The 14,743-nt window shown below is 35.4% G+C and carries 11 protein-coding genes and 1 pseudogene; 7 read left to right on the plus strand and 5 right to left on the minus strand.

Going from position 1 to position 14,743, the window contains the following annotated elements:
- The 3 genes and pseudogenes from Q0838_RS02175 to Q0838_RS02185 all read left to right on the plus strand — a co-directional run.
- Nucleotides 1–95 (plus strand): annotated as a pseudogene (locus Q0838_RS02175) (IS1595 family transposase); the annotation flags it as partial.
- A 161-nt stretch (nt 96–256) separates the two neighbouring features.
- Nucleotides 257–583, plus strand: coding sequence for a hypothetical protein (locus Q0838_RS02180; protein ID WP_298950733.1), 327 nt, complete (start codon nt 257–259; stop codon nt 581–583).
- An 825-nt stretch (nt 584–1,408) separates the two neighbouring features.
- Nucleotides 1,409–1,909 (plus strand): hypothetical protein, encoded by a 501-nt coding sequence (locus Q0838_RS02185; protein ID WP_298950735.1) that lies wholly within the window; start codon nt 1,409–1,411, stop codon nt 1,907–1,909.
- Between the two features lie 296 nt (nt 1,910–2,205).
- On the opposite strand, the gene fabD is transcribed toward Q0838_RS02185, so the two are convergent.
- From fabD to Q0838_RS02200, 3 genes are all read right to left on the minus strand, one after another.
- The gene (fabD, locus tag Q0838_RS02190; protein ID WP_298950737.1) at nt 2,206–3,093 is read right to left on the minus strand and encodes an ACP S-malonyltransferase; all 888 of its coding nucleotides are present in this window, start codon (nt 3,091–3,093) and stop codon (nt 2,206–2,208) included.
- A gap of 155 nt (nt 3,094–3,248) precedes the next feature.
- Entirely contained in the window at nt 3,249–3,620 is a 372-nt protein-coding gene (locus Q0838_RS02195; RefSeq protein WP_298950739.1) for a four helix bundle protein, read from the minus strand.
- 139 nt (nt 3,621–3,759) lie between these two features.
- On the minus strand, nt 3,760–4,683 hold the full coding sequence (locus tag Q0838_RS02200; RefSeq protein WP_298950740.1) for a dihydrofolate reductase: 924 nt from the start codon (nt 4,681–4,683) through the stop codon (nt 3,760–3,762).
- Nucleotides 4,684–4,727: 44 nt separating this feature from the next.
- On the opposite strand from Q0838_RS02200, the gene Q0838_RS02205 reads away from it, so the two are divergent.
- From Q0838_RS02205 to Q0838_RS02215, 3 genes are all read left to right on the plus strand, one after another.
- Complete coding sequence (locus Q0838_RS02205; protein ID WP_298950742.1) at nt 4,728–5,792, plus strand: aminotransferase class V-fold PLP-dependent enzyme; 1,065 nt, start codon at nt 4,728–4,730, stop codon at nt 5,790–5,792.
- A gap of 17 nt (nt 5,793–5,809) precedes the next feature.
- Nucleotides 5,810–7,897 (plus strand): T9SS type B sorting domain-containing protein, encoded by a 2,088-nt coding sequence (locus tag Q0838_RS02210; RefSeq protein ID WP_298950743.1) that lies wholly within the window; start codon nt 5,810–5,812, stop codon nt 7,895–7,897.
- 257 nt (nt 7,898–8,154) lie between these two features.
- Nucleotides 8,155–8,964 (plus strand): hypothetical protein, encoded by an 810-nt coding sequence (locus tag Q0838_RS02215; protein WP_298950745.1) that lies wholly within the window; start codon nt 8,155–8,157, stop codon nt 8,962–8,964.
- A 73-nt stretch (nt 8,965–9,037) separates the two neighbouring features.
- Here Q0838_RS02215 and polA read toward each other — a convergent pair whose 3' ends face one another.
- On the minus strand, nt 9,038–11,863 hold the full coding sequence (polA, locus tag Q0838_RS02220) for a DNA polymerase I (protein ID WP_298950747.1): 2,826 nt from the start codon (nt 11,861–11,863) through the stop codon (nt 9,038–9,040).
- Nucleotides 11,864–12,035: 172 nt separating this feature from the next.
- On the minus strand, nt 12,036–13,313 hold the full coding sequence (locus tag Q0838_RS02225; RefSeq protein WP_298950749.1) for an MFS transporter: 1,278 nt from the start codon (nt 13,311–13,313) through the stop codon (nt 12,036–12,038).
- A gap of 167 nt (nt 13,314–13,480) precedes the next feature.
- On the opposite strand from Q0838_RS02225, the gene Q0838_RS02230 reads away from it, so the two are divergent.
- Complete coding sequence (locus Q0838_RS02230; RefSeq protein ID WP_298950751.1) at nt 13,481–14,704, plus strand: metallophosphoesterase; 1,224 nt, start codon at nt 13,481–13,483, stop codon at nt 14,702–14,704.
- Nucleotides 14,705–14,743 lie beyond the last annotated feature (39 nt).

Here is a 14,743-nt window from a genome sequence, read left to right on the forward strand (position 1 = left end):
AATTCAAGAACAGTATTTTTCATAAAACAATTACCAGAATGGTAGAAGCTAAACCAGTTTATCAAAATCAAATTAAACAGAGCCTAAGCGTATAACTCAGTAAAATAATTCAAATTAAAGGGATTTTATTTTAAGATGATTTTGTAATTATTGTAACAAATCATGGAGGAACTATTCAATTGGCGTCACTATTCCATAAAGAACAAAAAGATTACAGATACATAACTATGACAGGTTATCCTCAATTATGAGATGAATGATAAGTCGCAGAGTTAATTACATCATTAAATATGAAGGAAGTAGTAGTGATTTAGAATTTGATATATTACCTCAAACTATTAATTTTCGAGACACAATTATTACTAATTCATATCTAATAAATATAAATAAAGATCAAGAAATAGATTATTATATTGCCGATGCAACTTGGAAAAATATGGTCAATGAGATAATACAGTGGATTTATGATAATGGTGGTGTAGCTAATTTATCACGAGATAATTTTCAACATCATATTGATAGAGACGAATTAACAGATTATCTTGAGGAAAATATAACCTTAGACCAATTAACGGATAACTAATGAGAAAGATGTTACTAACTACAGCTGTTGTTTTTATAGGCTTTATACTGATGTCTTATATAAAAGTATTTACTGTAAGCTTGCTTCCATTTACTCTTATTCTATTATTTTTCACGCAATACTGTCATTGTAGAATAAATAATATGATGAGAGTAATAGGTAAACATTTATTATGTCTTTTTTCTGGTATTAGTATCTTCTTTTTATCGTTATTTTTATTGAAATTATATCATGACTATTTTAGTACAACAGATTCAAATAGAGGACGATTGTTTGATATGATTATATTTTTTATCTATCCCATGGGGAATTTTTTATTCTATAAGTTTATTTTTAAATTAAATTATTGGACTATATTTATTGGCTTTATGTTTTCTATATTGCTATTTATATGGAGACAATCTGGCGGAGGCTATTTTTTTGAAAGTGTTCAAAATTTGGTGTCATCAAGATATATTTTAGCCCATTTTACAATTTTAATAGTTTTACATTTTATTTTTATTTATAAAGGTAGAAATGAACATATTCTCAAAGAATGAAGTTGCAAGTCGTTTGATTATATAAAAAAACCACCGAACGAAAAACGTAGTTTTTCATGGGTGCGACAGTAACCGCTGGTGATTTCGCTGGCAATTCCGGAAAAACCGGTAATGCAAAGGGGAAAATCGTTACTGCGCACGTACGTACACATAGATGTTTTGAAAAAACAAACTAATGGTTCTTGCTCATACGTTAATCCGGTGGACTATATTTAAACTAAGTTTGACAATAACGGAACCGTTATTGAATCTGAAGATTGTCAATAATATTTTTAAACTAATAATTATGAAAACATTTATTTTTTTCACGTTGATACTTATCTCTTCCCTTTGTAGAGGTCAGGTTACTATTGATATAAACGACATATCACTAGACGGTGTGCAGATAACTCAAATTCAGAGAAGTGCATTAAGTCAACTATTTGGAGCAACAACTAATTGTGAGACTCAAGGAGAATTACATAATAACTTTTTTTCATGTACTGCTAATTCAAATTATTTCACATTTGACGATTATTCTGTGTTAAATACTATTGAGGTTGAAAACCCTACATCAATTTTCGAAATAGAGTCTAATTCCTTTTCACTAGGAAGTTCAATAAGTTCAATGATAATTAGCTATCCTAATGCTTTAAGAATTTCTGCCAATGGCGAGCACTATTTGTTATTTGTAATATCTTATATTGATGATCAAGGAAATACACAAATATCTGACACAAACGTTGAAATAGCATATTCAAGTGATACCTATTTGATCAGATCAATTAGTTATTTTTCAATACCATAGAGGGATTTTCCCTGGTTTCAGTTAATTGGACAATAATTTCTAAATATTTTAGATGATGTCAAGTCAGTATTGTTTCTATTTCTTTCTTTGCGATTAAAACGACTAGTCATTTTTGTTAAGTTTAGAAATTTTATTTAAAGCTTTATAATTCTTTAACATTTGATATACTTATTTAAGAAGTATCGAATACGCTAACTTATTTTTATATAAAAACCTCCCATGAAAAACGTAGTTTTTCATGGGAGGTTTTTGAATTCTGAGAATGCAATAGAGTTTATTCTCTTTAATCTAATATCTTACTCGGCAACACTACCTTGAATTACCGTGGTAGAGCGATCTATTTTTTTAATCAAGCCTTGTAATGCTTTTCCTGGACCTACTTCTATAAATTCTGTAGCGCCATCTTTGATCATTTCTTGAATAGACTGTGTCCATTTTACAGGTGCAGTAAGCTGGTAGATAAGATTGGTCTTAATATCATCTGTGTTTTCAACGGCAAATGTGGTTACATTTTGATAAATAGGACACATAGGCTTATTGAATTCTGTACTTTCTATTGCTTTAGCAAGTTCTTCTCTCGCTGGCTCCATTAAAGGAGAGTGAAAAGCCCCACCTACTGGTAAAATTAAAGCTCTTTTTGCTCCTTTTTCTTTTAAGATTTCGCAAGCTTTTTCTACTGCAGGAATAGCTCCTGAAATTACTAACTGTCCAGGACAGTTATAATTTGCTGCTACTACAACACCTTCTACATCTTTACAAACTTTCTCCACGTCTTCGTCTGCCATACCTATAATGGCTGCCATAGTACTAGCCTGGTGCTCACAAGCTGCTTGCATGGCAAGAGCGCGTTTTGAAACTATTTTTAACCCATCTTCAAAGGTTAATGCACCTGCTGCAGTAAGCGCACTTAATTCACCTAGTGAGTGTCCTGCTACCATATCTGGTGCAAAATCATCACCCATCATTTTTGCAAGAACAACAGAGTGAATGAATATAGCCGGTTGGGTAACTTTAGTTTCTTTTAATTCTTCAGCCGTTCCTTCAAACATGATTTTTGAAATCTCAAAACCTAGAATTTCATCTGCTTTTAAGAATAATTCTTTTGCTGCTGGATAAGTATCGTATAAGTCTTTACCCATTCCTGTAAATTGAGCTCCTTGACCTGGAAAAACGTATGCCTTCATTTTATTTTCGTTAGTTAAAGCGGTAAAAATAATGTAATAACTATTAATTACTAAAAGAACTGTATAGAAGTCTCAGTTTTCAGTTGCAGTTTGCAATCTTAGTATCAGTTTTATTTTTCACTTCGTTAAAAAAAAATATGACCAGTAGTAGTGTGTTACTCTTTTCCTACTCCAAATTTCTCTGGATTGTTGATCATATAATTAATTAGTTTCCCAACTTCTTTAGATTTTGCAAGCAAAGGCTCTTGCTGAGATTCGGTAATGTACTGACAAGCTAGAGCATATTTTAACCAAACCAAAGTTTCTGAATTTTCTCCATCTGCATCTGTTAGTTTACTTATAAAATGTTTTGGATACCGTCTTTTTCTATAAGCTTCAGCAATATTAGCATTAACACTCCTAGAAGATCTTCTAATTTGATCGGTTAGACTGTATTTTTCTTCATTTGGAAACGACTTACTTAATTTAAAAATTTCCATTGCATTTTCAAAAGCCTTTTTGTAAGCTAATAAATCTTCAAAATCCATTGCGTCTATTTTATTAATTGCTAGATTCAATATTTCAAATTAGATAGGAGATCACATTATTCACAACTAATTAACTCTGTTACTAAATCTCCATAACTAATTAAACCTGTGACTGAAACCTGCGACTGCGACTAAAAATCTACTTCCTCACCCAAGTCTCATAATCAAAACTATAAGCATGTTTCTCATCTGCAGGATGGTGTAGTGATGTTTTTATCTCCCATTTTGTAGTATCTATTTTTGGGAAATATGTATCTACGTCAAATGTGCCGTGAACCCTCGTTAGCTCTATCTCATTAGATATAGACATGGCTAGTTTGTAAATCTCGCCGCCACCTATAATAAAGGGATTACTATCACCAGTCGTAGTGGCAAGAGCAGTTTCTATATCGTGAACTACTATACCGCCGTCTGCTCTGTAATTTTTATCTCTAGTTAGTATTACATGAGTGCGATTAGGTAATGGCTTAGGGAAACTTTCAAAAGTTTTACGTCCCATAATGATGTGATGTCCTGTGGTAAGTGATTTAAATCTTTTAAAATCATCTGGTAAATGCCATACCAGATCACCATCTTTACCCAGCTCATTATTCATTCCTGCAGCTGCGATCATAGTAATTTTACGATTTGCATTAGGATTATCTATAGATAACGTGGTTTTAGGAGCTACGTATTCCTTTTGTACTTTCTTTTCTAATTGTGTGATGCGTTCTTTTTGTTTCTGCACCAGTGTTGCATATTGTCTTTTCTCCCAGTCAGGACCTAGCAGTCTTTTAGTAATAAACACATTAAATGTGTGGTAACAAAGTAAGAGTAGCCATGCAAAAATCACCCATATCCACCATTCTATATCTAGAATACGTACAGGTTCTACTTTCATGAGCACCTGACTAATTATGATTAGTCCCACTGCGCCTACCAGAAAAACAATAAAATGTGTAAAGAGACCACGTTTTTGCTTAATGCGTTTTTGCGCATTCTCGATCATCTCTTTTTGCTCTAAATCAATTCCAGGTATATCTTTTTTCTTTCTACCGAACATTCTAGTTATTTTTATACTCAAATTTACGCTATTATCCACATAGACGTTCTTAGCAATTGTATAAAATGATCGATCAATTTCCTATTCTTAAAGAATACACTTATCTCAATACGGCAAATCATGGCTTACTGTCTCAAGATATAGTAGACTATCGCGCTTCTCTAGATTTAAAAATGCGAGATCAGGCTTCTCTTTTTACTAATAATCGCAATGTGTTTATAGATGAAGTTAGACACACGATAGCAAATTTTATGGACGCCGATGCTGATTTTACAGCAGTGATTCCTAATTTTTCTACTGCTTTTAATACCTTAATTAACAGTATAGACGCCACAAGTAGTTTTTTACTTTTAAAAGAGGACTATCCATCAATTAATAATCCAGTAGAGGCTCGTGGATTTAAAACGCATCATGTAGGTATTGATGAGCAAATGGAGCAAAATATTAGGGCAGTGTGTGAGAAGGAGCAGCCAGATTTTTTCTGTTTTTCTATGGTACAATACATATCTGGTATTAAGATGGACTTAGATTTCTTGAACGATCTAAAAAAACGATTTCCTAAGATAATTCTCATTGCAGATTTTACTCAGTATGTAGGTTTTGAAGAGTTCCGCTTTCGCGAAAGCGGAATAGACACCATCATCGCGTCCTGTTATAAATGGTTGCATGCAGGAGATGGGAATGGTTTTATATGCATGAAAGAAGAGGTACAGGAAGTTATTTTTCCTATTAAGAATCTACATGGTAATGCAAATAGCGGGATAAAGTCTAACGTAAATTTTATAAGCACTTTTGAACCTGGGCACCAAGATATGATGGCTTTTGGCACGCTGCAACAAGCTATTATTAAGGTACACGAATTGGGATGGAAAACAATGAGTGAACCTGTAAAGAAGCTAGCGCTTAAAGCAAAACTAGCTTTTCAAGAAAGAGAATTACTTTCTACCGTGGTTTGTGCTAGAAAAAATCACTCTTCTATTTTTAATATAAAAGGAGATCAAGAGCTATATGACAAATTACTAGAACATAAAATTGTTACCTCCTTGCGAGGCGATGGGCTTAGAATAAGTTTCTCTTATTTTAATACAGAAGAGGATCTAATTAAGTTATTGAATGTCTTAGATTTGTAGGGCTATAATCACAATTTATGAAAAATGTCTTTGCACTTTGCCTCATTTTATTTGCACCGTTATGTTTTGCCCAAAATAGTAATGACTGTATAGACTCCATCTTACTTTGTGGCGATACAGAACTAGGAATAATACCCTCTGGTGTAGGAAGCAATGAGTTTGCACAATCTGGTAATCCAGTGCCCAGTTGTTTTAATTTTCAGACAGATCAAGCCTGGTTTAGGGTAGATATAGAGACTACAGGAACTTTTAGTTTTGTATTAACACCAGACACACCTCAGGCCGATTATGATTTTGCGGTTTTCGGACCGGTAATAAATTGCGATAATCTCGGGCCTGCCATACGTTGCTCTAGCACAAGTCCATCTGAAGCTGGTGTTACAGGTGATACAGGTCTTAACGACACAGAAACCGACCTTACAGAAGGTCCTGGTGCAAATGGAAACGGTTTTTTACGAGAAATAACTGTTACGGCAGGAGATGTTTATTATATCATAATAGGTCTAGCAGCAGGAAATGGTGGTTTTTCTCTGTCCACTAGCGGTAGTGCTGCGTTGCCACCTTCTCCTACGGCACACGCTGTTGCAAATCTAGATGTTTGTGATAATCTAGGAGCACAGGATGGTTTTAGAGAATTTGATTTCACATCACTCGATGCAGATGTGCTACTCGGGCAAGCTAATACCACAGTGACTTATCATGAATCTCTTAATGATGCTAACCTAGGTATTAACGCACTTACTTTTCCTTATGCTAATGTTTCAAATCCGCAGGAGATATTTGTGCGTGTTATAAGAAATGATTCTAACTGTGCCGATTTTACAAAGTTTACTGTAGAGGTAGAAGATACGGGCGTGGATACAGATATAGATCCTTTTATTATATGTTCTGATAATGCTACTGAGGTTTTTGATTACAATACGGTAATTGATACTCTAGTCCCTAATAATGCTAACTTAAACATTTCTTACCATCTTAGTTTTGCAGACGCTAGTAGTGATAGTAATCCACAAGGGTCTGTATTTACAGCAACCACTACCGAAGAGTTTTATTTCATTAAAATAATCGATCCTACAGGGCGTGCGTGTGAATACATTTTAATTACGTCTCTTTTTGTTGCAAATCCACCATTGATCGCTACTCCTTCCGAATTTGTATTATGTGATGATGATTTTGATGGTTTTTTAAATGTCACCTTAAGTAGTCAAAATGATGATATTTTAAATGGTCTAGACCCAGCTTTACATCAGGTACTATTTTATGAGACAGCTATCGATCGTGCTCTGCAGCAAAACGCATTAGGTAATACGATAACCACAACCCAAAATCGGCAACCTATTTATGTACGTGTTATAGAAACCAGTACATTATGTTTTGCAGATGTTGAATTTGATTTACTCATTAATCCGCTACCTGTGCTTGCTGCCCAAGATACTATTACTGTTTGTGTAGATGCTGTAAACCCAACTAGAATAAGGGTAGAGACAGGTTTTGATTTTTATGAGTGGAGTACAGGAGAGATGGGTGCTGCCTTAAACAGTATCGAGATAGATCAACCAGGAGATTACACTGTGACAGTAACAAATAATGTGGGCTGTCAGAGTTTCTTAACTATTAACGCTTTACCGTCTGACATCGCTGTGATTAATGACATTATTACACAGGATTTTAGAGACGGAGATAATACAGCTCAATTTATTGTATCTGGACCAGGTGATTATGAGTTTTCTGTGGACGATGGAGCTTTTCAAGATTCTAATTTCTTTTCTGGACTTTATAAAGGGTTTCATACGGTTAGAATACGTGATAAAAATGGTTGTGGTACGCTTACACGAGAATTTGCAGTATTGGATTTCCAGCGATTTTTCACTCCTAATGGAGATGGTTTTCATGATACGTGGACCTTTGATGGGCTTACAGAATTTCCAGATGCTGTAATTTATATTTTTGATCGCTATGGAAAGCTATTGCACCAGATGGCACCTCAAGGACCTGGCTGGAACGGCACTTTTTCAGGTTCTCCATTACCGTCTAGCTCTTACTGGTTTACGCTAGAAATTCCTAATAAACCATTAGTTAAAGGTTATTTTGCTTTAAAGAGATGAAGCTAGATGGTTGTTTCGCTTTCGCGAAAGCGATATAAACATCTCAACTTAATTCCTTATCACAAAGTTTCTTTTATAAGATTTTACTTATCAAAATAAATTTCAACACCTTACATGTGAGTATTTTTTGCGTTCCAATATGGGTATTATGTGTATTCACCCTTAATTTATGTATTTAATCTATTTTAATTATTTTTTAATCTATTAAAATCGTATTTTAGCCTTATACTTTTATCTTGTCTATACAAAATACTATTATGAAGTCTGCAAATATAATTATAGCTTTAACTTTCCTATTAAGCGTTACTTTAACGTCTGCGCAGGTAGGAATAGGTACCGCGCATCCTGAGGCAGCATTAGATATTAACTCAACCGACACTGGTGTGCTGCTGCCTAGGATAGGTTTACTCTCTGCAACAGACGTAATTACTGTTGTTAATCCAGACGGTGGCACGCTGGTAAATGGTACTATGATATGGAATACAGGAGATGCAGGTTTAACACCGGCGGGATATTACTTTTATAAAGATGGAGTGTGGTATGAAGTAGCTAGAGGTACAACACCACAAGTGTTTTTCGGTAAATTTATTATAAATGCCAGAGGACCATTAAGTATTACTGGTTTACCTTTTACACCAGCATCTATAGAGTTTCTGGCTGTTAATAGAGTTCAAAATTATGATGAGACTTATAGATCTGGAAGTAATAATTCAAACGATATAAGAATGGCTGGTGGGCAGACGGTAGGTTATGCTCAGGCAGTAGGAGCTTTTATAGATCAACAAGTGATCTCTAGTGGTGCAAATGGTTCTAGTATCAACAACATAGGGACATTCTCTTCTAGTGGCCACTGTATAGCAGCGTTTTTTGTAAATAATAATGGTGAGCCTATACATGATAATGGAACTGCAGGTGGTGGATCAGATACTGAAAGTGGATTAATATCTGCATCGTTACAATCTTTTGATAGCTCTGGTTTTACTCTTAATGTAGATAATTATCTAGGCGATTCTTCTACAGGTGTAAGAACGAACCAGATAGTTGTTATTTATAAAGCATATAAATGATTTATAAAGGCACAATAAAAAGTACCATAAAAAAGAGACCTGCGGTAGCAGGTCTCTTTTTTATGTTTATAGTCTAATGCGCCTCTAACCAATTCTGGCCCAGACCTACTTCTACATCTAGAGGGACACTCATTTTATAAGCATTTTGCATCTCGTCTTGAATCAGTTTTTTCATATCTTCTAACTCGTCGTTATGTATGTCAAAAACCAGTTCATCATGAACTTGTAACAACATTTTAGACTTACAGTTCATATCTTTAAACTTCTTATAAATGTTGATCATTGCAATTTTAATAATGTCTGCTGCGCTACCTTGTATAGGTGCGTTCACCGCATTACGCTCTGCTGCGCCACGTACGATGCCGTTAGAACTATTGATATTATTTAAATATCTGCGACGTCCTAAAATAGTTTCTACATAACCGTTTTCTCGAGCAAAGTCTACCTGATCTTGCATGTAAGATTTGAGCTTAGGATAAGTTGCGTAGTAGGTGTCTATCAATTCTTTTGCCTCTGCACGAGTAAGATCGGTCTGATTACTTAGACCAAAAGCACTTACACCATATATAATACCAAAATTCACCGTCTTTGCATTGCTACGTTGTTCTCGAGTGACATCTTCTAGTGCTACATTAAAAACCTTGGCAGCTGTAGAGGCATGAATGTCTTCACCGCTTTGGAACGCAGCGATCATGTTTTCTTCTTCACTTAAGGCGGCAATAATTCTCAATTCTATTTGAGAGTAATCGGCAGCTAGTAGTGTGTAATTTTCATCTCTAGGTATAAAAGCTTTACGTACCTGGCGGCCACGCTCTGTGCGTATAGGTATATTCTGTAAGTTAGGATCTGTAGAACTTAAACGACCAGTTGCCGCAACGGTTTGCATATAATTAGTGTGTATGCGCTTTGTTTGAGTATTTACTTGTAACGGTAATGCATCTACATAAGTAGATTTTAATTTACTTAAACCTCTATAATCAAGAACGTTTTGAATGATGGCATGATCCTTTGCGAGGTAACTCAGCACATCTTCGGCAGTAGAGTATTGACCGGTTTTAGTTTTTTTAGGTTTTTCAACTAGGTTTAATTTTTCAAAAAGAATGATTCCTAACTGTTTAGGAGAGCCTATGTTAAACTTTTCTCCTGCTACTTCATAAATGTCCTTTTCTAGTTGTGCAATATCGGTTTCTAGATCTCCAGAAAGCGAGTTTAAAAACTCTTCATCTAGATTGATTCCTTCTATTTCCATAGCAGCGAGTACATCAAGTAAAGGCATTTCTATATCTTTAAAAAGTTTATCTGTTCCAGCACTTGCAAGTTCTGGTGTGAAATGTTCTTTAAGCTGCAAAGTGATATCGGCATCTTCTACCGCATATTCTTTTTGTTTTTCTAGATCTACATCGCGCATAGAAAGTTGGTTTTTCCCTTTCTTACCTATTAGTTCTACTATAGATTGCGGTGTATAATTAAGGTAGGTCTCTGCGAGCACGTCCATATTGTGACGCATATCGGGATTAATAAGGTAATGTGCCAGCATGGTATCGAACATCGGTCCTTTTACATCTACTCCATATTTATCCAGTACTTTGATATCGTACTTTAAATTCTGACCTATTTTTTCGATACTTTTACTTTCAAAAAATGGTTTTAACAGATCTATGACGGCTTGTGCTGCCTCACGATCTTCAGGAATGGGTAAGTAAAAACCTTTTCCTTGTTCCCATGAAAAAGCAATTCCTACTAACTGGGCAGTAAGTGCATCCAGACCGGTTGTTTCTGTGTCAAAACAAACACTAGATTGTTTCATTAAGGACTGTAAGAAAAATTTAGTTCCCATTCCTTCTTCTACGAGCTGGTATAAATGATTACTGCTAGCAAGAGTGTTGCGCCCTGTAGATGGTCCATCGCTAGTAGAACCAGTTCCTGGGGTTTCAAATAAAGAGAACTGCCCAGCGCCAGCCTCGTCAGTCTTAGTGCTTTTGGTTTTAGTTTCAGGTAAGTCTTTAGAAAATATTTTGGCTAGCGTTTCCTTTGCACGACGAAATTCTAACTCGTCAAAAATGTCGTGAACCTCTTCTACGTTAGGGTCGTCTAGTTCGTATTTTTTTGCATCAAAGGTTACTGGGCAGTCTAGTCTTATAGTAGCCAGTTTTTTAGAAAGAAGACCTAATTCTGCATTAGCGATTACTTTTTCCTTCATTTTACCTTTAAGCTGGTCGGTGTTTTCTAGTAAACCTTCCATAGAACCATAGGTAGCGATAAATTTCTTAGCAGTTTTATCACCTACACCAGGTAATCCAGGTATGTTATCACTGGCATCACCCATCATACCTAGGTAATCGATTACTTGTTCTGGTCGCTCTACTTCAAATTTCTTTTGTACTTCAGGGATTCCCCATATCTCAATACCATTACCCATGCGGGCAGGTTTGTACATAAAAATATTTTCAGACACGAGTTGTGCATAATCCTTATCTGGTGTTACCATGTATGTAGTAAAACCTTCTTTTTCGGCTTGTTTTGCAAGTGTTCCTATGAGATCATCTGCTTCAATTCCTTCTACTACCTCTATAGGAATGTGCATCGCTTTTAAAATACGCATAATGTAAGGAACTGCTATTTTAATAGCCTCAGGCGTTTCATCTCGATTTGCTTTATAATCTTCGTACATCTCCACACGGTCTGTACTACCACCTTTATCAAATGCAACGGCTAGATATTCTGGTTTTTCACGTCTTATAACATCAAAAAGCGAATTTGTAAACCCCATAATTGCACTGGTATCCATACCTGCACTATTAATTCTAGGGTTTTTAATGAGCGCATAGTAACCTCTAAAAATCAAGGCATAAGCATCTAGTAGAAATAATCTTTTATCGTTTGTACCGTCGTTAGTCATCGTAAAATTTTGTGGACGTTAAAGATAAAAATCTCAAAAGACTTAATCGGTGTTCTATTTACATAAAACATACTTTTTATACACAACAATTACCTGTGTAAAAATCTATTTCTGTAAGAATGGATGGATAGGTGTTTCGCTTTTGCGTAAGCGGGATAAAAACAATTATTTTCTATAATAATGGCTCATCGATAGTGCTGTCCTTAAAGTCCTCTCTCAGATCTAATCTTCTAAAAGTAGGAGAGGCTACCGCTGTGGTAATTACGGTTATTAATGTCATCGTACCACCGAAAACTACTGCTGTAACGGTTCCCATTAATTTTGCTGTAATACCACTTTCAAAAGCACCCAACTCGTTTGATGAGCCTACAAACATAGAGTTCACAGAAGCAACGCGACCGCGCATATGATCTGGTGTTTTAAGTTGTAAAATGGTCTGGCGTATGACCATAGAAACACCGTCTGTCACACCGCTGAAGAATAATGCGACTACAGACACCCAAAAGGAAGTGGATAAACCGAAAACGATAATGCAAATTCCAAACCCAAAAATGGCTGTAAGTAACTTCATCCCTGCATTTTTACTTATCGGTATGTATGCTGTAGCAATCATGGTTAATATGGCACCTATAGAAGGCGCGGCTCTTAATATACCAAAACCCTCACTACCTACACATAAAATATCTTGAGCAAAAATAGGTAACAAAATTACTGCGCCGCCGAATAGGACAGAGACCATATCTAGTGTTAATGCGCCTAAAATAGCTTTGGTATTAAAGACAAAACTTAAGCCTTCTTTTAAACTTTTCAAAATAGGCTCGTTGACTTTACTATTTAAAATAGGCTTTTTAGAAATTAAAAAAACGGTAAAAAAGGATAACAGGACTAGGCTGTAAACAATGCATAACGACCAGTGAACACCGAACCAGTTAATTGCAAATCCTGAAAAGGCTAGCCCTACTACAGAGGCTATTTGCCAGGCAGAACTGCTCCAAGTGGCTGCGTTAGGGTAGACTTTTTTAGGTACGATAAGAGCAATTAAAGAAAATAATATAGGACCAAAAAACGATCTTAGAAAACCGCCAAAAAATACTAAGGCATAAATACTATAAAGAATAGTGCTAGTGGACCAGTCGCTTACTATTTCTGGCCAGGTTAATAAAAATAATCCCAAGCTAATTAGAGAAAATGCTGCAATGCATAGCGCTAGGAGATTGCGTTTTTCTTTTTGATCTACTATATGACCTGCAAATAATGCCATGGAAAACGCTGGTACAAATTCCATTAAACCTATTAATGCCAGTGACCATGGATCTTTAGTTAAAGAATATACTTGCCACTCGATAACAATAAACTGCATGGACCAACCGAATACAAGGAGAAATCGCATCAACAAAAATATGTTGAACTCCTTAATTCTTAATGCTGCGTAGGGATCGTTTTTTGTCAAAATAATAGAATGAAGTATTAATATCGTGTAAAATTAATGGATGTTTACGGTATATATTTTACTTATTAGGTAAAATATAGAGAGGTAAAAATTTCAGGAGCATTTCCATTTTCTGTCTTTAACGATATTTGAACATTTTAAAACTCAAAAGGCAGTAATTTAGCATTATGATTAGACTATTTATTGTTATCGCGGTTTTTATCGTTTTTGAGTTTTATTCCTTTCAGTTAATACGCACCTTATCTAGAGGTCACTGGTGGAAATGGGTCTACCTAGCAGTCTCTGTTTTAGTTATTCTCAATGTGTTTTTACAGTTTTATTTGAATCCAGACCGCAGTCAGATATCTGCTTCTAGAGATGTTGCTATCACCGTTGCGTTAGCGTTTTTTACTTTAAAATTAGTGTTCTTATTATTTATGTTCGGTGAGGATATTTATAGAAGTATAAAGGGTTTGATAAGTACGCTTTCGCGAAAGCGAGAACAAGATCAACCTTTCTTACCTAGTAGAAGAGATTTTCTTGCCAAAGTAGGTCTTGCTGTCGCGGCATTACCATTCGGTGCTATATTATATGGTGCATGGCGCGGTAAATATGATTATCAGGTTAGAGAATATGAGTTAACCTTTAACGACTTGCCAGATGCGTTTGATGGTTATAAAATAACCCAATTAAGCGATATTCATGTTGGGAGTTTTGATGATAAGGAAGAGGTGAGGTATGCCATTAATCTAGCAAATGAACAACAAAGTGATTTGATCTTATTTACTGGGGATTTAGTAAATAATGAGGCAAAAGAGATGCATGGTTGGGAAGGTATATTCGGTTCTTTAAAAGCAAAGGATGGAGTTTATTCTGTTCTGGGTAACCATGATTATGGAGATTATGTACAATGGGATACGGACGAGGCTAAGAAAGATAATATGCAGCGACTTTATAAAATCCAGAAAGATATGGGGTGGAGATTAATGCTCGATGAAAATGAGAAGATCACTCGCGGTACGGACTCTATCTCTCTAGTAGGTGTGCAAAATTGGGGTGGCGGCAGGTTTCCTAAATATGGCAACTTAGAAAAAGCGTCTCATGGGTTAAGTAAGGAGGAGTTTAAAATTCTTTTAAGTCATGATCCTACGCATTGGGATTTACAAGTAAAAGACGACGATAAGATGTATCATCTGACTTTAAGCGGTCATACTCATGGAATGCAATTTGGTATAGAAATTCCAGGTTTTATTAAATTGAGCCCAGCGTGGTTTATTTATAAAAAATGGGCTGGTATCTATAAAGAAGCAGGTCAGTTTTTGAATGTGAATAGAGGTTTTGGCTTCTTAGGTTACTCTGGACGCGCAGGTATCTGGCCAGAGATTACTGTGATCACATTGAAAAAAGGTTAAATGATCTGTTTGTCAGTGTTTATATAGCTGTTACTCTCT

The sequence above is a fragment of the uncultured Nonlabens sp. genome (assembly GCF_947495285.1).
GTDB lineage: Bacteria > Bacteroidota > Bacteroidia > Flavobacteriales > Flavobacteriaceae > Nonlabens.

Bases quoted from the DNA above. Each gene is read 5' to 3' on its own strand.
- Q0838_RS02180 (WP_298950733.1), top strand. From the start codon at position 257: ATGATAAGTCGCAGAGTTAATTACATCATTAAATATGAAGGAAGTAGT.
- Q0838_RS02185 (WP_298950735.1), top strand. From the start codon at position 1,409: ATGAAAACATTTATTTTTTTCACGTTGATACTTATCTCTTCCCTTTGT.
- fabD (WP_298950737.1), bottom strand. From the start codon at position 3,093: ATGAAGGCATACGTTTTTCCAGGTCAAGGAGCTCAATTTACAGGAATG.
- Q0838_RS02195 (WP_298950739.1), bottom strand. From the start codon at position 3,620: ATGGATTTTGAAGATTTATTAGCTTACAAAAAGGCTTTTGAAAATGCA.
- Q0838_RS02205 (WP_298950742.1), top strand. From the start codon at position 4,728: ATGATCGATCAATTTCCTATTCTTAAAGAATACACTTATCTCAATACG.
- Q0838_RS02210 (WP_298950743.1), top strand. From the start codon at position 5,810: ATGAAAAATGTCTTTGCACTTTGCCTCATTTTATTTGCACCGTTATGT.
- Q0838_RS02215 (WP_298950745.1), top strand. From the start codon at position 8,155: ATGAAGTCTGCAAATATAATTATAGCTTTAACTTTCCTATTAAGCGTT.
- polA (WP_298950747.1), bottom strand. From the start codon at position 11,863: ATGACTAACGACGGTACAAACGATAAAAGATTATTTCTACTAGATGCT.
- Q0838_RS02230 (WP_298950751.1), top strand. From the start codon at position 13,481: ATGATTAGACTATTTATTGTTATCGCGGTTTTTATCGTTTTTGAGTTT.